16 protein-coding genes are annotated in these 18,748 nt (G+C 70.4%); 6 read left to right on the forward strand and 10 right to left on the reverse strand.

Going from position 1 to position 18,748, the window contains the following annotated elements; translation table 11 throughout:
- Window positions 1-56: 56 nt before the first annotated feature.
- Window positions 57-674, reverse strand: coding sequence for a CGNR zinc finger domain-containing protein (locus tag DC008_RS33950; protein WP_108710305.1), 618 nt, complete (start codon window positions 672-674; stop codon window positions 57-59).
- A 167-nt stretch (window positions 675-841) separates the two neighbouring features.
- On the opposite strand from DC008_RS33950, the gene DC008_RS33955 reads away from it, so the two are divergent.
- Window positions 842-1,591: a metallophosphoesterase gene (locus DC008_RS33955; protein WP_108710306.1), complete on the forward strand. Its 750-nt coding sequence runs from the start codon at window positions 842-844 to the stop codon at window positions 1,589-1,591.
- A gap of 26 nt (window positions 1,592-1,617) precedes the next feature.
- On the opposite strand, the gene DC008_RS33960 is transcribed toward DC008_RS33955, so the two are convergent.
- The gene (locus DC008_RS33960; RefSeq protein WP_244221458.1) at window positions 1,618-2,568 is read right to left on the reverse strand and encodes a DUF389 domain-containing protein; all 951 of its coding nucleotides are present in this window, start codon (window positions 2,566-2,568) and stop codon (window positions 1,618-1,620) included.
- A 197-nt stretch (window positions 2,569-2,765) separates the two neighbouring features.
- Between DC008_RS33960 and DC008_RS33965 the strand changes: the two genes are divergently transcribed.
- Window positions 2,766-3,326, forward strand: a complete 561-nt coding sequence (locus DC008_RS33965) for a YciI family protein (RefSeq protein ID WP_108710308.1) — start codon at window positions 2,766-2,768, stop codon at window positions 3,324-3,326.
- Between the two features lie 138 nt (window positions 3,327-3,464).
- On the forward strand, window positions 3,465-4,610 hold the full coding sequence (locus DC008_RS33970) for a pyridoxal phosphate-dependent aminotransferase (protein WP_123954052.1): 1,146 nt from the start codon (window positions 3,465-3,467) through the stop codon (window positions 4,608-4,610).
- On the opposite strand, the gene fxsT (DC008_RS33975) is transcribed toward DC008_RS33970, so the two are convergent.
- The 3 genes from fxsT (DC008_RS33975) to fxsT (DC008_RS33985) form a co-directional block, all read right to left on the reverse strand.
- Window positions 4,599-6,734 carry an FxSxx-COOH system tetratricopeptide repeat protein gene (gene fxsT / locus DC008_RS33975; protein WP_164492412.1) on the reverse strand — a complete coding sequence of 712 codons (2,136 nt, stop codon included), beginning with the start codon at window positions 6,732-6,734 and terminating at the stop codon, window positions 4,599-4,601. The two genes, DC008_RS33970 and fxsT (DC008_RS33975), sit on opposite strands and share 12 nt — an antisense overlap.
- Window positions 6,735-6,823: 89 nt before the next feature.
- Complete coding sequence (locus tag DC008_RS33980; RefSeq protein ID WP_123954053.1) at window positions 6,824-7,282, reverse strand: chromosome partitioning protein; 459 nt, start codon at window positions 7,280-7,282, stop codon at window positions 6,824-6,826.
- 139 nt (window positions 7,283-7,421) lie between these two features.
- Entirely contained in the window at window positions 7,422-9,851 is a 2,430-nt protein-coding gene (gene fxsT / locus DC008_RS33985; protein ID WP_108710312.1) for an FxSxx-COOH system tetratricopeptide repeat protein, read from the reverse strand.
- A 488-nt stretch (window positions 9,852-10,339) separates the two neighbouring features.
- Between fxsT (DC008_RS33985) and DC008_RS33995 the strand changes: the two genes are divergently transcribed.
- Window positions 10,340-11,437: a MerR family transcriptional regulator gene (locus DC008_RS33995; RefSeq protein WP_164492413.1), complete on the forward strand. Its 1,098-nt coding sequence runs from the start codon at window positions 10,340-10,342 to the stop codon at window positions 11,435-11,437.
- A gap of 171 nt (window positions 11,438-11,608) precedes the next feature.
- Here DC008_RS33995 and DC008_RS34000 read toward each other — a convergent pair whose 3' ends face one another.
- Window positions 11,609-11,851 carry a DUF6411 family protein gene (locus tag DC008_RS34000; RefSeq protein WP_108710315.1) on the reverse strand — a complete coding sequence of 81 codons (243 nt, stop codon included), beginning with the start codon at window positions 11,849-11,851 and terminating at the stop codon, window positions 11,609-11,611.
- Window positions 11,852-12,037: 186 nt separating this feature from the next.
- Between DC008_RS34000 and DC008_RS34005 the strand changes: the two genes are divergently transcribed.
- Both DC008_RS34005 and DC008_RS34010 read left to right on the forward strand, forming a co-directional pair.
- Window positions 12,038-12,628: an SMI1/KNR4 family protein gene (locus tag DC008_RS34005; protein ID WP_108710316.1), complete on the forward strand. Its 591-nt coding sequence runs from the start codon at window positions 12,038-12,040 to the stop codon at window positions 12,626-12,628.
- Window positions 12,629-13,089: 461 nt separating this feature from the next.
- Window positions 13,090-13,647, forward strand: coding sequence for a YcxB family protein (locus tag DC008_RS34010; RefSeq protein WP_108710317.1), 558 nt, complete (start codon window positions 13,090-13,092; stop codon window positions 13,645-13,647).
- Between the two features lie 47 nt (window positions 13,648-13,694).
- Here the strand turns inward: DC008_RS34010 and DC008_RS34015 are convergent, their stop codons facing one another.
- The 4 genes from DC008_RS34015 to DC008_RS34030 all read right to left on the reverse strand — a co-directional run bounded on the left by DC008_RS34015 (window position 13,695) and on the right by DC008_RS34030 (window position 18,731).
- Window positions 13,695-14,540, reverse strand: coding sequence for a hypothetical protein (locus tag DC008_RS34015; protein ID WP_108710318.1), 846 nt, complete (start codon window positions 14,538-14,540; stop codon window positions 13,695-13,697).
- Window positions 14,541-14,698: 158 nt separating this feature from the next.
- The gene (locus tag DC008_RS34020) at window positions 14,699-15,859 is read right to left on the reverse strand and encodes a pentapeptide repeat-containing protein (RefSeq protein ID WP_244221459.1); all 1,161 of its coding nucleotides are present in this window, start codon (window positions 15,857-15,859) and stop codon (window positions 14,699-14,701) included.
- A 104-nt stretch (window positions 15,860-15,963) separates the two neighbouring features.
- Window positions 15,964-17,532, reverse strand: a complete 1,569-nt coding sequence (locus DC008_RS34025; RefSeq protein ID WP_388237538.1) for a VWA domain-containing protein — start codon at window positions 17,530-17,532, stop codon at window positions 15,964-15,966.
- A complete protein-coding gene (locus tag DC008_RS34030; protein ID WP_108710320.1) occupies window positions 17,529-18,731 on the reverse strand; it encodes an AAA family ATPase in 1,203 nt (400 codons plus the stop codon). Before DC008_RS34030 ends, DC008_RS34025 begins: the two co-directional genes overlap by 4 nt.
- Between the last annotated feature and the right edge of the window lie 17 nt (window positions 18,732-18,748).

Here is an 18,748-nt window from a genome sequence, read left to right on the forward strand (position 1 = left end):
CCGACGGGCAGGGTACTCCGCGCTGATCTACTGCCCGCATCCACAGCCACCCGGCGTCAGGAGGCGGCCGGACCGCCGTCGGTGGCCCGGCGCTGTCGCTGGTAGTGGCGCGCGGCGCGGGCGCGGTTGCCGCACGATGACTTGCACCACTCCTGCCGGCCATGGGACTTGACGAAGTACCGCACACAGCGTGGCGCGGAGCAGGCCCGCAGACGGTCGCGATGCGGACCGCTCAGAAAGTCGACGGCGGCACGGGCCAGCGCCGCCAGAAGCCGGACCGCCGGATCACCCTCCGCCGACACCAGACGGACCGCGGGGGCACCATCCGACGGCCAGTCCAACTGAGGTACGACCGACTCACGCGCCGCGACGGAGTTGAGGTACGCCAGCGCCTCCTCGACCGGCATCGGTCGCCGCGCGTCCGCCGGACTGGGCGGCGCGGGACTGACCGTGCGGGCGAAGAGGGACCGCACCGCCTGCCGCAGAGCGACGATCTCGTCTCTCAGATCGTCATTCACGGACAACTTCCGAATGCGCACCTGACCGGAGAGCAGATCCGCCTGCGCCTCGACCCAGCGAGTCACCCCTTCAACCGACGCGAGGTCGTCGGCGACACCACCGTCCCCGTCGTGCCGGATCGTGCTCGCCAGTTCCAGCGCCAGCCAGCGCTCCATGGGCTCCTCCCTCCCTCTCGGTGCCGACCACTTGATCACGTCGTCCGGCACAGTCTAAGGTCTCTAACGGTAAAAGTGAGAACTTCCGTTAGGAGTCGAGGTGGGGTGACGGCACCCCGGCCTCGGCCTGTACGGCGGCGGGGAGCCGCCGGGGGAGGGGACCGAGCATGTCTGTACTGCTCGCCCAGATCAGTGACCTGCACCTGGACGGCAGCGAGAGGGCCACCGAACGCGCCCGCCGCGTCATGGACTATCTGCGGAACCTGCCGCACCCCGTGGACGCGCTCCTGGTCACCGGGGACATCGCCGACCACGGCGCGGAAGCCGAGTACATGGAGGCCGCCGGTCTGCTGACGGCCCCGTTCCCGGTGCTGACCTGCCCCGGCAACCACGACGTCCGTCCGGCCTACCGCAAGGCCCTCCTCGGAGAGGCACCCGACGAGAGCCCGATCAACCGGATCCACCACATCGCCGGGACCGCCATCCTGATGTGCGACTCCACCATCCCAGGCCGCGACGAGGGCCGTCTCGACGCCGAGACGCTCGACTGGATCGCCGCCCGCCTCGCCGAACTGCCGCCGGACACCCCGGCACTCATCGCCTTCCACCAGCCGCCCGTCGAACTGCACCACCCACTGCCCGACTCCGGCAGGCTCGAACAGCCCGAGAAACTCGCGGCCCTGCTCGCGGCACACCCGAAGGTCGTCGCCGTCCTGACCGGACACGCCCATACGGCGGCCGCGTCGACCTTCGCGGACCGGCCACTGATCGTCGGTCCGGGCGTCACCTGGACCCTGCGGATGCCCTGGGAGGGCGACCGCCCGGCCGACCGCGACCAGCCGCCCGGTCTGGCGTTCCACGTCCTCGGCGACGACCGGCGCCTGACCACCCACTACCGCGTCGTGCTCCGAAGCTGATGCTTCTCGGACTGGCACCGAGTCGTTCAGCCACCGACCTTCCCGGCGTCGATGCGCTCCCCCCGCGTCGCGTCCACCACGATGGGAATGCCTTGCGGGATCCGTCCGTCGAGTTCCTCGAGGAGGGACCGCACCGGGGGCAGTCGGCCGGGCGCACGGACATGGATGTGCAGGGTCCGGGAGTTCGCGTCGACGCTGGTGACGGAGGCGCCCGGCTCGTCGGCGAGCCACTCCTGCGCGGCGTCCTTGGCCCGGCCGGTCCAGGCGTTGAGCAACAGCGTGGCGACGGTGTTGGCGGCCAGGGGGAGGAGGACGACGGCGAACAGCAGGGCCATGGCGGCGGACGTCCTGCCCGTGGGCCGCCCGGCCGCCTTGTCCGCGTCCCCGGCGTACCCGAGCGCGGCGAAGACCACCATGCCGGCGAAGACGAGGGCGAAGAGGTTCGACACGAACAGGGCCAGCGCGCCCAGCGCCAGCCATCCCGACAGTTTCCCCAGGCAGACCCCTACGACCACCAGGGGCGGGACGAGGGAGATGGCGATCGCGACACCGGGCAGGACGGAGGCGACGTCCCGGCGGGCCAGCGCGACCGCGCCGGCCAGACCGGTGGCGAGGGCGGCGACCAGGTCCATCAGGTCGGGCGAGGTCCGCGAGGCGATCTGACTGTTGGACAGCAGGTCGTAGTCGCTGGGGAGAACGAGTGACATGAGCATCCCGAGCGCGACGACGAGGAGGCCCGCCAGGAGGACGACGGTGGCCGAGCCGGTGCGACGGCGCAGCACCGACCCGAGGGCGATGCCCATGATCGGGGTGGACAACGGGGCGATGATCATGGCGCCGATGACGGTCGCCGTCGAGTCCGTGAGGACCCCGCCGCCCGCGATGATCGCCGCCAGCGTGAGCATCGTCCAGAACGCCGACCTCTTGGACGTGGTGTCGCCCGAGGCGAGGACCAGATCCCGGGTCAGTTCGTCCAACGTCCGGCGCTGCGACGCCGGCAGTACACGGGCTCGAAGCTGCCTGATCATGATTCCAAACAACCACGACCGGCCCGGTGGCCGCGGCTGGGACACGACCACGCGATGCCCGTCCCGCAGCCACAACCCCATGGCCAGGTGTCCCAGACCCGGAATCCCACTCGACCCGGCCACCCCTCTGAAGAGATATTCCAGGGATGGAGTTCTTCTGCTACCACCGCGACCGGCCCGCCTCCCTGTCCCTGCGCCTCGACCTGGCGGAGGAGCACTGGTCCTACATGGACCAGTACGCGAAGGAGATGATCGCCCGGGGCCCGACGTTCGCCGACGACGGCGAGACACCCACCGGCAGCGTGCACATCCTCGACCTCGCCGATCCCGCCGTCGCCCGCGCCTTCGCCTTCGACGAGCCGAACTACCAGGCCGGTGCCTACCGGGACGTGCTGCTCCGCCGGTGGCGCAACCTGCTCGGGCGCACGATGTGGGACTTCCCCGACGTCCCCGGGGGATGGACCGGCGGCAACCGCTACCTGGTGCTCGGCCTCGGTGCTGGGGAGCCCGCCGACCTCACCGTGCCGCCGGACCGGGACGTGCTCATCGCCTACGGCCCGCTCCTGTCCGACGACGGCACCGGCTGGCTCGGCACCGCGGCCCTGGTCCAGGCGCCCGACCCGGACACGGCACGCGCCGTCCTGACCTCCGACCGCTATGCCGACATCGAGGTCCACAACTGGGACTTCGGCGGCCGCCCGTCGTAGCCGTTCTTGCCCGAACAGCCCTCAAAGGCAACGAAGTTGATATACCCGCATCTTGCGGATGATGTGAGCCAAGAGGGACGATCAGAGGGTACGTAGGTGATACGTACAGGCAGTCACGCGAGGACAGAAGGGGTGCCGGTGGTCGAGCGCAATCTCACTCAGGAGGAGGTGGACGCGCTCCCGTTCGAGCTCAATCTGTCGGATGGTCACGCCTTCCGCCCCTGGACCCCCGCCGAATCCGAGATGATCGCCGGCTCGGCGCGCTTCTTCACGGAGTCCGACCGCCGGGGCGGGCAGCGGGCCGAGGCCGAGTACATACGCCGCTATCTCTCGCTCGGATCGCAGTCGTACCTCCCGGACCACTTCACCGGCCTGATGTCCTACTCCGCCTCGATGGCCGTGGAGATGGTCGCCAACCTGCTCCGCATGAGGAATCTCTCCGCGGCCCTGATCGAACCCTGCTTCGACAACATCGCCGACATCCTGAAGCGCCACGACATCCCCCTGCAGCCGTTCCCGGAGACGGCCTTCACAGACGGTCCGGCCGCGCTGGAGAGGCTGCTCGGCACCCTCACCGCGGATGTGATCTTCCTGGTGAGTCCGAACAACCCGACCGGCACCGTGGTGAGCGAAGAGGCGTTCAATCGGGTCGTCGAGTACTGCCGGACGAACGGCAAACTTCTCGTCCTCGACGGCTGCTTCCGGGTCTACCTGTCCGACGACGAGGTCTACGACCACTACGGCATCCTCGCCACGTCCGGCATCGACTGCGTCGTGATCGAGGACACCGGGAAGGTCTGGCCGGCGGCGGAGCTGAAGGCTCCCTTCCTCTCCGTCTCACCGAACCTGGTGGACGCCGTCTCGGCCATGCACTCGGACTTCCTCCTCCACCTCTCGCCCTTCACCGTCCGCCTGATCACCGAGTTCGTGAACCTCGCCGAGGCCGACAACGGCCGCTACCTCCGCGAACTCGTCCTGAAGAACCGCGAGCTCTTCGAGAAGACGGTCCCCGCATCCTTCCTGAGGACGGACGACACCCGGAAACTGGGCCTGGCCTGGCTGAAGGTGGAGCGGGACGACCTGGACGGCGAGGATGTCCGCAAGTTGCTGGCCGAACGCGGCGTCCAGGTCCTGTCGGGCGAGCGGTTCTACTGGGCGTCACCGCATCTGGGACGGCAGCACCTCCGCATGGCCCTCCTGCGCGACCCGGACGTCGTCGTCCGCGCCGGACAGGTGATCGCCGGTCTCGCCGAGGAGCTGGGCGACGGACGGTCACGGCGCTGACGGGACCTCCGCCAAGGCCTGAGCCGACCGCTTGGTGTCCGGGTGGCCCTCGCCCAGCACACGGCGCCGCCGTACCAGGGTGTCGCGGTGCAGTTCGCGGGCGCGGGCGTGCTCCCCGAGGGCGGCCAGATCGTCCCCGAGGCTGTAGGCCGAACGGAGCGTGTCCGGGTGGTCGTCGCCGTGCAGCTGACGCCGCCGGTTCCAGACCTCCTCGTTGAGCTCCCGGGCCTGCGTGTAGTCGCCCATCTGGTGGAGCGTGATGGCCAGGTAGTGCCTCGAGCGCAGGGTGTCCGGGTGGTCCTCGCCCAGTCGCCGGCGCCGCTGCTCCAGGACCCACAGCTCCAGCTCCCGGGCCCGCTCCAACTCACCCAGGTCGCACAGGTCGGACGCGAGGTGGTGCGCGGAGTGCAGCGTGTCGGGGTGCGTCTCGCCGAGCACCCGCTGACGCCGCCGCCACACCTCCTCGTTGATGTCGCGGGCCTTCTCGCGCTCGCCGAGTTCATACAGGTCGGAGCCCAGGTAGTGCGCCGACTGCAGGGTGTCCGGGTGGTCCTCGCCGAGCAGCCGACTGCGATGCTGCCACCCCTGCTCGTCCAGGGCCCGTGCCCCGGCGAAGTCGCCCAGGTCGCAGAGGTCGGCCGCGAGCTGGTGCGCCGACCGGATGGTGTCCGGATGATCCATCCCGAGAACCCGGCACCGTCTTTCCCAGACGTCCTGGTCGACCTCCTTCGCCTGCGCGTACTCACCGAGTTCGAAGAGGTTGGACGCGAGGTTGTAGCCGGAGTTGAGCGTGTCGGGGTGGTCCGGGCCGAGCCGTTCCGTCCAGGACTCCCGGGTGATCCGGCAGATGTCGACCGCGGACCGCGACTGGCCGGAGAAGTACAGATAGCGCTGCACCTTCAGCACCAGCGCACGGAACCCGTCCGCGTCCAGCTGCGGACCGGGCAGGGCCGCGGCGGACGACAGCAGCTCCCGGACATGCGGGACGATCATGCCGTACTCGGGCCAGGACTCCGGGGTGTCCGGGTCGCCGAGGGCGATGGTGGCGAGCAACTCCTCGGCGGCGTGATGGATCACCCCGTGCTCCTCCTGCGGCAGCCTCGCCCGGAGCAGCGTGTGGACGAGGCGGTGCATCTGCAGGGAGTTGTCGGCGTGCCGGGCCAGGCCCAGTGTGACGATCTTGCGGACGGCGAGGGCGGCCGTGGCCGTGTCACCGAGCTGGACTCCGAACCGGGGCGGCCCGACGGCGGGATCGGAGCCCAGCGGGATCGGCTCCGGCGCCAGGAACGCGAGCCGGTCGAGCAGGGTGGCCGCTGTCGGGCCGGCCGTCGCCACCAGCCGGTCACGACTCGTGGCCACCACCGACACCAGACCGGGGTGCGCCGAGACCGTACGGTCGTCCAGGCCGCTCTCCGTCGGCTGCGACTCGAGGAGCCGGAGATAGTCGGACGTCTCCAGCCCGGTCTCGTCGAGGAAGCAGCCGACCTGCTCCACCGACAGGGGGAGATCCCCCACGGCGGCCGCGACGCGGTCGGCGTCCTCGGGGGACAGGGTGGGGCACCGGCGGGACAGCAGCGTGATCGACTCGTCCCGTTCGAACTCGGGGACGTCGATGCGCGTACCGATGCGCCCGATACGGGGATCGCGGCCGGTGATGAGCAGCTTCCCTCCGTCGGGAGGGAGGAGATCGTTCATCGCGCCGAGATCGTCGAGGTTGTCGTACACCAGCAACCAGTCGTCCCTGGCGGCCAGTTCCACCCAGAGGGCGCGTATGAGGAGGGACGGCTGGACGGCGGTGAGTCCGAGCTGGGAGGCGAGGGCCGTGAGGCCGGCCATGACGGCGGCGAGCTGATCGGCGCCGACCCACCACACCAGTCCGTAGTCCTGGGCATGACGATGGGCGTACTCGAGGGCCAGCTGCGTCTTGCCGATGCCGCCCATGCCGATGAGCGACACCACTCCGGGTTCGTCGGCAGGGCCGTCCTGACCGCCGTCCCGCATGCTGGCGGCGACACGTTCGAGGAGAGTGGTCCGGCCGGTGAACGCCTGGTTACGGGAGGGCAGGGAGCGGATCGGCCGTAAGCGGGTGGCCGTTTCGGGCGATGGAGCGGATATGACCTGCACATGGTCGATGTGGTCGGCAAGTAGTCCGCCGTAGAGCGCTGCCTTGGCGGCGGCGACCGTCGGCTGGGCGGGCGTCTCTCCGGGACCGCTTAGCCCTCGTGCGGCCCCGGCCGGGAAGGGTGGTGGCCGGTGGTCACTCCTCCCGAGACGTTGCCCGCGACCACGACTCCGCCTGTCTCGGCCCGGAGGTCACGTGCCGTGCCGATTCCGTTGTACGGCGCCAGGCCGGCTTCGTGACGCTGCAGACGGTCGACGGACGCGGCCAACTCCGTCGCGAACGCGGGGTCTTCCTCCGCCATGTCGGCGATCGCGTCCGTCGCCCGCCGTGTCGTGCGCTCCGTCACCTCGCCGTCGCCGGCCTGCTCCAGCAGCCGGGTCAGGGCGGGATCGTCGCCGACGGCTCCGCTGACCAGTTCGTGGAGGGCGTCCATGTTCTCGTCGAGCACCTGATCCGCCGCGACGTCGGCTCCGGCACTCACTCTGCGCGCCTTGCGCACGAGGTATCCGACCGCCGCTCCGGCCACCAGGTCCACTCCGGGTGTGGGCACGTTTCCTCCCCCGTTGTCGGCTGAGACCATTTAACACCTTGACGGCATGGTTGCTGGCGATTGCTACCCGACAACTTCCTTGCCTTTGAGGCGTGTTCAGTCGACGTCGCTCGGCGCAGGCCGACGGGATGTACGGCCATCAGGCGCGATCGGTGACGCCGAGGGCGTTCAGGAGGGCGACGCTGAGGCGGGTGTCGGGGTGGTCCTCACCGAGGACACGCCGTCGGCGTTCGGAGGTGTCGCGGGCGATGCGGACGGCTTCGTCGATCCGGCCCAGCCCCGCCAGGGTCGCCGCCAGGTTGGACGCGGTGTCCAGAGTCTCGGGATGGTCGTCGCCGAGGACCCGCCGTCGGCGGAGCAGGGTGTCCTCGGCCAGCTCGCACGCCTCGGCCAGACGCCCCAACTCCGCCAGGTCGGTCGCCATGTTGGAGGCGGTGGACAGCGTGTCGGGGTGGTCCTCGCCGAGGGCCCGCCGCTGCCGGCTCACGATGTCCTGGGCGAGGGCCAGGCCCTCCTCCACGCGTCCCAGCCCGGCGAGACAGACCGCCACGGTGGATGCGACGGCGAGCGTCTCGGGGTGCTCCTCGCCCACGACCTGCCGGTATCGATGGAGCGTGCCCTGGGCCAGAACCAGTGCCTCGTCGGTCTGTCCGAGATCCATCAGGTCGGCGGCCAGGTTCGCGGCGGTACGCAACACCTCGGGATGGTCTGCGCCGAGTTCCTGTCGTTGCCGGTCGAGGAGGCCGCGGTGGAGGGAGAGGGAGCGGTGATGATCGGCGACGGCAGCGGCGGCCCGGGCCAGGCAGGCGGTGGCGCGCCGGGTGGCGGCATGATCCGCGCCCAACTCCGCGGTCCAGGTGCGGTGCAGGCTCTCGAGCCGGGGGAGTACGGCCGTGGCACTGCCGCGGTCGACCAGGTACTGGCAGGCCTCGCAGGCGGCCAGCCGTGCGGCGTCCGTGACCAGATCGCCGGGCGCGATGGCGAGCAGATGCGGGAGCGGATCGGGCCAGCCGGGCCACGCGGCCGGATCCTGGGCACGGCCTGGGAACGCGGCGGCGAGCAGCAGGCTGGCGTGGCGAGCGGCGGCGGCACGCTCCGGGACGGTGAGCTGGGCGGCTATGACGGCCTGGGTGAGCCGGTTCAGATGAAGGGCGCCGCCTTCCACGCGCGCCAGCCCGTGTCGCTGGAGCGCTGTCAGTACGCGGTTCCGCGCGGTCCGGTCGACCAGGACCTGACCGATGAACGACGAGGCGCCAGGGCGCTGGCGGCCTTCCAGGACCGGCAGGGTGAACGGCTCCGGAGCGAGCAACGCGCAGGCGTGGAGCACCTGGACGGCCTGGGGATCCTGCACGCGCAGACGTCGCGTGCTGAGCCGTATCTGTGCGGCCAGCGTCCGGGGGTAGTCGAGCGGTTTGCCCGCGTCGGTCACCTCACCGGCCCTGTCGGCGAGTTGCTCCAGATAATCCCGCACGCTCGTCGTGGCCAGGACCTCGGCTGCCTGCACCAGGGCGAGGGGCCAGTCGTCCAGTGCCGCCGCGAGCCGGTCCGCGTCTGTGGCCGTCAGCCATGGCGTGCGGGCCCGGAGGAGCGAGACCGAGTCCCTGCGGGCCAGTACGCCGACAGGGACAGGGGTGGCGAACTCGTGCCGGCGCGAGCTGCGCGAGGTGATCAGGACGTGTCCCGCTCCGGACGGCAGAGAGGCGGCCACCGCATCGGGGTCCTCGGCGCTGTCGAACACGATCAGCCAGCGCGTCCGCGACCGCAGCTCCGCCGCCAGCGCGGGTACGGCGTCCTGGGTGGATGTGGTCGCGTCAGCGGCGCCGATGGCGACGGCCAGCCGAGCGAGCTGGTCAGGGATGAGTGCGGGGTCCTCCGCCCGCACCCACCACACCAGCTCGTAGTCGCCGCAGAAGCGGTGCGCGTACTCGACGGCCACCTGGCTCTTGCCCACCGCCGCCTGCCCGTGCAGAGCGACCGGCACGGCCGCTGGCCCGCTCGCCAGCCGGCCGCGAAGGTCGACAAGGAGTTCGTCACGGCCGACAAGTCCGGGATTGCGCGCCGGTACGTTCCACACCCGGGGCAGTGACCCCGGCAGCCGGGGCCCCGTCGACCGCGAGCGGCTACGGCGTTCATCGTCGCCCGGAAACGGCGGTCGTACGTCGGGTGCCCCAACGGGCCCGGCGACCGCGGCCAACAGCGCTTGCCGGGCCGCCTCCTCCTCCATCCCGTACAGCGCCGGAGCCTTGAGCGCTCGCACCATGGGTGGCGCCGCCGAGTCGTCGAGGCGGACCGGGACGAGCCGATCCCGGCCGGCGATCACCGCCGTCCACTCCTCCGTCGTCCATCTGCGGCGGTCGAAGTAGGCGGCCGAGAACAACGCCACCAGTCGACGCTCAGCGAGGGCCTCGTCCATCCGCACGACGACGTTGTCCCCGGCACCCCAGTGCCAGGAGTCCAGCTCGACGTCGTACCCGGCGTCCTGCAACTGCCAGGCCACCCACTCGGCCCACGCCAGATCGGCCCCCGCATGGCTGACGAACAACCAGGGCCTGCCCTCGGATCCCTCCATGACCACCCCCCGCCGGAGTCAGCCTGCGCTCAGTCGTGGGGGCCGGAGACAGGCCTGCGGCCGAGTATCCGGATCCCCCTCGCCTTGTGGCCGCTCATGGTCTTCACGGTGATGTCCCGACTGGCCACGGTCGTGAAGTCGCGCAGCAACGAGAAGAACCATGAGCGCGAGTGATGCCTGGATACCCCACCGTCTTCCGTCTCAAAGACGCCGTGGTCGTCGAAGTGGGAGGAGCCCCGGGCGTAACGCGCGGTTGCGCTCGTCCTCCTGCAGCAAGAAGCCACTGACGTGGAGAGACCCGCCGGGCTTGAGGACCCGGTGGGCGTCGACGTCTTCGTGGCCGCGGCGGAGTTCCAGTACGGGATCTGACTGTCGAGGTCCGACACGGCGGATGCCTTCCTGACGCAGGTGCGGTCACCCTGCCCGGCGCCCTTGACCCTCACGTGGCGTCAGGCCGCATAGTCGGGGCCGTGGAGGATCACTGGACCGTGGGACGCGTGGCAGAGCTCGCCGGCGTCACCGTGCGCACGCTGCACCACTACGACGCGATCGGGCTGGTACGGCCGTCGGCGCGCACCGCGAAGGGGTACCGGGCCTACTCGGCGGAGGACGTCGAGCGCCTACGTGAGGTGCTGGCCCACCGGCGGCTGGGCCTCGGGCTGCGTGAGATCGCGGAACTGGTGGGCGACGCGTCGACCGACGTGGTCGCGCGCCTGATCCAGCTCCGCGACCTGCTGCTGGAACGGCGTGACCGCGCCGACGCCATGGTGGCGGCCCTCGACAGGGAACTCGAAGCAAGGGGGAGGGGACTGACGGTGACACCGGAGGAACAGCTGGAAGTGCTCGGCTCGCGCCTGTACGACGCGATCGGCGGCGCCTACACCGCGACGCGCCGCACAGAACCACGGATCGCCACCCAGATCCTCGACGCACTCGGCGACGCACGGACCGTCCTGAACGTCGGAGCCGGCACGGGCAACTACGAACCCGCGGGGCGCGAGGTGACCGCCGTGGAACCGTCGGCGGTCATGAGACGACAGCGCCCGGTCGGCTCGGCACCGTGTGTGGCCGCCGCAGCGGAGAGTCTGCCGTTCGAGGACGACTCGTTCGACGCCGCGATGGCCGTGTCCACCGTGCACCACTGGGAGGACCCGCTCGCAGGGCTGCGCGAGATGCGGCGTGTGGCCCGCCGCGTCGTCGTGCTCACCTTCGACATCGACGAGCCCGGATGGCAGGACCGATTCTGGTTGACCCGGGACTATCTGCCGGAGTTCGCCGGAGTCCTCGCGGGGTTCCCCTCACTCGCCGGCATGGCCGACGCGATCGACGCCCGCACCGAGCCGGTACCCATCCCGTGGGACTGCGCCGACGGCCTGTTCGAGGCGTACTGGCGTCGACCGGGGGCGTATCTGGAGGAGCCGGTGCGCCGCGCGATGTCGGTGTGGACCAGGGTCGGCCCGGAGGCGGAGCAGCGGGCGGTGCGAAGCCTCGGCGACGACCTGGAGTCCGGCCGGTGGACCGAGCGCAACGGCGACCTCGCCGGCCTGGACGCGGCAGATCTCGGCCTCCGCCTGCTCATCGCGTGAACGGACGGAGGGCCCGGCATCGCGAAGATGCCGGGCCCGTGCCACACGCTCAGAGGGCGTGCCCTCGGTGTCCACCGTTGGAGTCCGTCGCCTCGCGGGATGCCGCGATGGCGTACTCGTCACGACTCGAGCCGGGTGTGTGGTGTCCTCCCCGCCCGGTATCCAGACTGCTCAGAAGGGCATACGGCCCCGAACCCGGCGCCCCGCCGACCCGCTGCGGCCCACCGCACGCGAGCTGCTGTGGAAGGGCTTGCTGAAGAGGCGGCCCAGAGGACCGGGCGCCTTGCCCCCGGCTCGCGCACCGGCACCGAGCGTGCGTTGCGTGCCGCGTTCGGGGTGCCGGGAGAGACGAGGGATGAAGAAGGCCAGAACAGCCAGTACGACACAAATGCCGATCACGCCGACGATTGCCACGGTTGGCTCCTTTCGATGGTAGGAGTCGCATGCCCCGCATCACCGCACCTATGTGGAGGACTTTCGCGCGAGATCAGGGACGAGTGGCTGGACCCTCGGCCGCTCCTGGCGCCCGGTGCCCTCGGAGTATGTGATCACGTAGATTGTGGCTCTTCGACGATGTGGGATGTGGGCGGGGGAGCGGAAGTGGGTGGACATCCGGTGGTGGCGGCGCTGGCGCAGGTCGTGCCGACGACGCACGGCGTGGACGAGCGGATCGACTGGAACGAGCTGGAGGAGATCTGGGGGACCCGCCTCCCGGCCGACTATGTCGCCTTCATGGAGGTGTACGGGGCAGGGGAGCTCAGTGAGTCCATCGACATCCTGCTGCCGGTACCGCGACCCGAGGCCTACTCGGACGGTTCAGGGCTGAAGGACGAGACGGCGAACGCCCGCGGCACGTGGGAGATGTGCGGCGGTCGGAAAGTCCTGGATGTGGACCCGGATTCCATGCTGGCTTGGGGCGTCACCAGCGGCGCCGACATCTACTGCTGGCTGAGGACGGGCGACGATCCCGATGAATGGCCGGTGCTCGTCTGCGGTCGGCACACGAATCCCCACTTCCAGGTCCACTCCTCCGGAATGGCGGAGTTCCTGCACAGGCTGCTCACCGACGAGGAATTCCAGGAGGAGACGATCAGTGTCGTCCTCCCGAAGAAGCACTCCTTCGTCAACTGGCGTGAACAGCAACGGCGTTTGGAGGCAGGCCTCGACCCGTCCACGGGAGAGCCCTGGTGACGCCAGACGCTTTGTAGTGGCCGACGCGCGCTGCGAGGTGCCCTGTTCCCGCCGATGACCTCGGCGCTCGGCGACGCCGGCCACGGCGACACCGGCGCCGGGTGGGCGGCGTGCTGCGTGTACTTACCCGGAGACCAGCACCCTCGCTGCGCCACATACTCGGGGCGAGGGCATTCTCCGGCGATAGCGTGTCGCTGAAATCTGTCGGCGCCGGGTGTACGCGGTCGACCTGATGGGCGACGCGGGCCGCACCGAACCGGGGCGCGTGCCCTTCAAGAACGCCGGCGACCTGACGACCTGGCTGGACTCTCTGCTGGACGGACTGGGGCACGCCCGAACGGACCTGTGCGGCCACTCCTACGGCGCCTGGATCGCCGTCACGTGGGCCGCCCGCCCACCGCCGTATCGCGACGTGATCGCGGACAGGTACTATCCGCGGGTCGTCCAACGGGGGAGGGACCATGGCCGAGGGCCGCGAAGTCACCAGTGGGGCCGAAGAGAGCCACGCCACCGGCGTGGAGGAGGCGGCGGTGCACCTGGTGTACCGTCCGCAGCCTGCCGACACACTGGCCGGTATACGGGCGCGGCAGCGGATCAAGCGGTGGGGGCTGGTGCTGCGGGCCGTGTTCCTCTTCCTGTGGGTGGCTCAGTGGCTGCTGGGCGCCGTCCGCCGAGGCGAAGTCGAACCGGTCTCCACCGTGCTCTTCCTCTTCGTCCTCGTCCTCGTGGCCGGTTACCCGCGGGCGCAGGCCGCCCAGGTGCAGCGGCTCGTCGGATGGCAGGGCGAGTACCGCACGACCGTGTCCCCGTCCGGCATCACGACCAGCAGCGACCACACCACGCTCATCCAGAAGTGGTCGGTGTACCAGGGCTACCGCGAGACGAAAGGGCACTTCGCCCTGCTCAGCCGCGACCCCAACATCCTGTGCGTCGAGATCCTGCCCAAGCGCGGCCTGAGCACCCCCGACGACGTCCCCCGACTCCGCGAACTACTCGACCGGTGCACGGAGCGCGTCTGACGCTGCTTCGGACTGCCACCCCACCGGCCCGTCCGATCACGTAGAGGTCAGGGCCGCTCGTACAGCTGGAGTACGCCGCCCAGCGAGAAGCAACCGGCGCCCAGGAAGGTGCCCCAGTTGGCGATGTCGGCGTTGACCAGGCTGCCGGTGGCGGGGCGGGTGTAGGCCGCCAGCGCGGAGATCATGAACAGGACGGACCCGATCTGGTTCACCGCGACGATCCACCAGCCCAGATCGCGGCGGCGTAGACAGGGGTATGCGCGGTGACAGATCTCCACGAAGGCCAGATGACCGGAGATCAAGAACAGCAGGCAGCCGATGACGTCCGGCGCCCAGATCAGCCGGTTCACCTGCTGGACACTGAGACCCTGCAGAAAGGAGGCCAGGAGGTCGACGGCGAACACCAGCGTGCCCGCGAAGAGGACGAGCGCGCTCAGCCAGTCCACCCGGGCCGGTTCGTAGCTCCACCAGCGCCACGAACGGGTGAACAGACGCCCCTCGCCTCCGGGTTCGTGGCGCGGGGCGTTGACGACCTGGAGCAGGGAGACATAGCCGCCGGTGTTGAAGAACAGACCACCGGCGAAGTAGATCGAGGCACAGGTGGTGGCGTCTCCCGAGCCGATCTGGGCGACACCGGCGCCGGCCGCGAAGAGCGCGCCGCCGATGACGAACGCGGTCGCCGCGATCGTGTTGAGCCTGCGCATCCGGTCGCGTGTGCGGGCGTCGACACCGACCTTCCCGCCGGCCGGTGCTCCGGGCGGACCGGCCGTGATGACGCCCCGGCGCCGGGCGGGCCTCGACTCCCAGACCGCGGTCCCACCGCTGGGCGGCTGCCATGTGAGCCGGGTCGTGAACGGCCCCGCGCCCTCGGCGTGCTGCTCGGTCGGTGTCATGTGCGTGGAGTGGCGGCGATACGGAACACGGGTCGACTCTGCCAGAGCACCGGCCGCGGAACCGGCATTGCCCGGCGTCCATCCGTATGACGCGGCACAGAGCGGTGACGTCGGTCGGGCCGAGTGTGGTCGACGCCGGACCGACCGGCGCGACTCGGTCAGGGAATGGATCTCAGCGGCGGTGCCTGCCACGTCAGCGTGGGCGGCTGGAGGAGGGGCAAGGGCTCGGGTCCGGGGTCTTCGGTGTCGACGACTCCGGCGGCCGAGTGGTCGAAGCCGCTGGGCCAGCGGGTGCGCTCACTTGCCAGGGCGCCGGTCAGGCGTGCTCCAGCGAGGTCGGCGGTGCTCAGGTCGGTGCCGCGCAAGTCGGCCATACGGAGGTCGGCGCGGTGGAACACCGCACTGTGGGCGTCGGCCTTGCGGAGGTTCGCCTCCCGCAGGTCGGTCTCGGTGAAGTCGGCGTCACGCAAGTCGGTTCTCACCAGCTTCGAGGCCCGAAGGTCGGCCAGAACGCATCGAGCCCGGCGGAGGATCGCAGTTGTGAGGTCGGCGTGCCGCAGGTTGACCGAGACCAGCGACGCCTGGGTCAGATTTGCGCGGTAGAAGCCGGCCGCCTCCATGCAGGCGCGGTCGAAGTTGACCTCGGGGAACCACAGCCCGTCGCAGTCGGCCCGGCGCAAGTCGGTGATGCTGAGATTGACCCAGGACTGCTCCCGGTGTTGGCACAGGACACCGAGCGCGGTCAGCGCCACCTGGGCGTCGGCGGAGCGGGTCTCCAGGGGTGCGATGTCGTTGATGGGCGCGTCCGCCGCAGCTGATTCCGGCGCGGCGGGTGGCCAGGGCAGGTGCGTGCGCAGGTACGCGGCCTGAATGGAGATGATGGCCTCCCGGTCGCGGGCGGACTGCTCCGCGATCCGCCACAGCGCGTGCAGTCCGCCGATGCGCACATCCAGCTTGTCGCTGCCGAGTTGGTCGACAGCCCGGCTGAACCGATCGGTCACGTAACCCTCCTGAGCGGCACGCAACCCGTCCTGACTCACCCGCAGTTGCCGCCAAGTGGCAAACGCGCCGAAGAGCACGACCAGGCCGCCGACCACCTGCAGCAGCGTCGTACGGACGTCGTTCACCGCCTTCAGCCGATCCTGGGCGGCGACGCTCGCCCCGGCCAGGTCGTGGTCGACCACCACTCCCGGCAGTACGACGAACAGCGTGCCCAGCGTGACGAGCCCCGCCCCCGTCAGCAGACCTGCGGCGACACGACGCGTGACCGGCCCCTCATGCCACGCCTGCCGCCCGTCGTCTGGTTCCCCCGTGTCCATGGGCATGGGAGCCTAGGCGTCGCCCTGAAGACGATCAAGGGTGTTGTGCACGGACCCTGGCCTGCGAAGGACCGTACACATTCGGTGAGTTGTCCCCGGCCTGGTCAGATGACGCGGAAGAGATCGGCTGCCGCGTGCACGTCCGTGAGGTCCTCGATCGAGCGCAGGTTGTCGCACAGCACGTCCAGGACCGACTCGGCGGCGGTCGCGGGTGGGACGCCGACGGCCGCGCCGAAGACCCGGAAGCCCAGCCGGCGCTTGGTCTCCTTCCACTGGCGCATCCAAGCCTCGGTGACGTCGCAGTCGTCGTCCGTGATCATCACGATGTCGCCGCGCGAGCGGGCCGCGTCGTCGAACTCCTGCTGCAGCAACTCGGCCGCCGCGCCGAGCGGTCGCTGGTAGTCGGTGCCGCCCCCGAGGAAGGTCTCGGCGAACTCCAGGACCCGTTCGACAGGGGCGGGTTCGGCGGCCGGGAACCGGAACACCTGCAGTTTGTCGGCGGCGGAGAACAGAATGCCGACGAAGTCCCTCCGGGCGTGCCGGGCCTGGTCCAGGAGCGCCAGCGCGCAGGCCTTGGCCCACGCCTCCCGCGTGACGCCCCCGGGGCCCTCCTCGTACATGGAATGCGACGTGTCGACGCAGGCGATGATCGCGCCACGGCCGGAGGACTGCTCTCCGCGGCTGTCGTAGAGCATGAGCTCTCCGGCGGCGTAGCGGGCGGCGAAGACGGCACGGAGTGCGGGCAGGCCCAGGTGGGCCAGTTCGGAGGGGACGATGCGCGAGAGGTCGTCGCCGAGGGTGACGCCGACCAGTTCGCCGCTGGTGTGCTCCACCTTGCGGGCGCGCTCACCGCTCGCCATCTGCCTGAAGCGGCCGATCAGGTCGGCCCATCGGGCGAGGCGGCTGGTGGCCAGCCGTTCGGCGAGCCGAAGGCGTTCCGCGAACGGCAACCGCTCGGTCTGAGCGGAGCCCACACCCCAGGCCCGGAGGAGCTCGGCTTCACGCCGTGCGGCGGTGGCGGCCTGCGCCGCCGCGGCGAGGGCGGCGGCCCGTACCCCGGGGGCTGCGGCGGCCAGGGCTTGCGTGGCACTGTTCATGGCCTGCACGGATGCGGTGCGGGCCGACTCGGCTGCTTCCCGCAGCGCCGGATCCGTGTCGGGGGCCTCGCCGTCCGACTGCCGTACCGCCTCCGCCAGTTGAGCGGCGGCCCTCTCGTCCTGGAGCTGAGCCCTCCTCGCCTGCTCGGCCTCGTCGGCGCGCTCGAGGATGCGGCGCAGCATGGTTGACATGGCGAGTACGGACATGGCGGCTGCGTAGGCGTCACCGGCGGTCGTCCGGCGTAGTTCGGCGAACTCCGGTGGCTCCATGAGGGAGGTGAGGATGTGGTGGTTGACCAGCCGGGCGGGGTCCACCGTCGCACGGTCGCGCAGCCGTGGCCGGGCCTGGTACGCGGCGAGGAACACGTCGGTGAGCAGGCCGGTCGCAGCTTCGTGGCGTGCGCTCAGCTCCGCGGCCAGATCACGTAGAGCGGTCGACTGCGCGCGGGTGTCGTGCCATGTGGCCAGGTCGAAGCGGTCCGCGACCACGGTGGTCGTGTGCCGTGGTGCGGGGATGGCGCTGGGCGGTGTATCGGCCTCCTGAGGCGGGGTGGGGTGTGAGGCGTCGTGGGTCACGGCTGGGCGTCCACCATGCTCGTGTCCAGGCCGAGAGCCTCGGTGAGCACGCGGGCGCGTACGGCGCGCTGGCGCAGGGTGACGCGGTCGATGGTGGTCGTGGAGCGACCGGCGCCCGCGGCTTCCGACCGCAGTTGCTCCAGGCGTCTGCCCGCCGTCGCGAGCTTGTTGTGGGCGTTCTTGATGACCCAGTCGCTCAGCGCCTCCCGGGACCGGCCGGCCATGGCGTCGAGCTGGGTCTCCAGTTCGTCGAGGGTGTCGGCCAGGTCGAGCGCCTCCTTGGCGTCCGGATTCACCAGGTGGAGCACCTCGCGCTCGACGACGGGACGTTCGGCCGGGGAGTTCCACAGGACATGGGTCAGGATCGACAGGTCGGTCTCGGTGACCTCCGTACGGCCGTCGAGGTGGGCGGACGCCTGGAGGAGGCCGACCGCCTGCCGCCAGCGCCGGTCGGAGGCGATGAGTTCCTTGCGGCGCAGGGCGGCCCGCAGGGTGCAGATGGCGTCGACCATGGCGTCCGGGACCTCGACCGCCGGGACCGACTTCGTCACGGCCTCCTGCAGCTCGCTCAAGTGGATCGTGGTCGGCGTGGACGCCGGTGCCGGGGCGCGGACGGCGGAACGAACCAGGGCGGCGAAGTTCGAGGGGTCGGTCAGATAGCCGATCTCGATCCGGACCAGCAGACGGTCGTAGACGGCGGCCGAGTCGTCCGCGTCGGGCAGTTCGTTGCTCGCGGTGATGGCGCCGATCAGAGGGCACCGGATGGGTTCGCCGCCGTTCTCCGGGTGGTAGATCCGCTCGTTGAGGTAGCCCAGCGTCTCGTTGAGCGCCGCCGTCGAGCACTTGAATATCTCGTCCATGAACGCCACATGGGCGGTGGTGGCGCGCCCCTCGTAGACCTGGCGGTACTCGCCCCGGGCCAGGGCACCGACGTCGATGGGGCCGAACATCCGGGTGGGAGAAGTGAACTTCGACAGAAGGATCTCCCAGTAGGAGGCTCCTTCGACCCTGGAGGTGAGGTCCCGGGCCAGCTCGGACTTGGCCGTGCCGGGCGGGCCGAGCATCAAGGAGTGCTGCCCGGCGAGCAAGGTCACGACCAAGGTGCGTACCACGTCGTCCCGCTCGTAGAAGCGCTCCGACAGCTCACTGACGATCGTCCGCAGCTTCCCGGCGGTGGTCTGTGCGTCGGGTTCACTCATACGTCTTCTTCCCGGCT

The organism is Streptomyces nigra (assembly GCF_003074055.1).
Lineage (GTDB): Bacteria > Actinomycetota > Actinomycetes > Streptomycetales > Streptomycetaceae > Streptomyces > Streptomyces nigra.

Coding starts and splice junctions, on each gene's coding strand:
- DC008_RS33950 (WP_108710305.1), bottom strand. CDS start 674: ATGGAGCGCTGGCTGGCGCTGGAACTGGCGAGCACGATCCGGCACGAC.
- DC008_RS33955 (WP_108710306.1), top strand. CDS start 842: ATGTCTGTACTGCTCGCCCAGATCAGTGACCTGCACCTGGACGGCAGC.
- DC008_RS33965 (WP_108710308.1), top strand. CDS start 2,766: ATGGAGTTCTTCTGCTACCACCGCGACCGGCCCGCCTCCCTGTCCCTG.
- fxsT (WP_108710312.1), bottom strand. CDS start 9,851: ATGGAGGGATCCGAGGGCAGGCCCTGGTTGTTCGTCAGCCATGCGGGG.
- DC008_RS34010 (WP_108710317.1), top strand. CDS start 13,090: ATGGCCGAGGGCCGCGAAGTCACCAGTGGGGCCGAAGAGAGCCACGCC.
- DC008_RS34015 (WP_108710318.1), bottom strand. CDS start 14,540: ATGACACCGACCGAGCAGCACGCCGAGGGCGCGGGGCCGTTCACGACC.
- DC008_RS34020 (WP_244221459.1), bottom strand. CDS start 15,859: ATGGACACGGGGGAACCAGACGACGGGCGGCAGGCGTGGCATGAGGGG.
- DC008_RS34030 (WP_108710320.1), bottom strand. CDS start 18,731: ATGAGTGAACCCGACGCACAGACCACCGCCGGGAAGCTGCGGACGATC.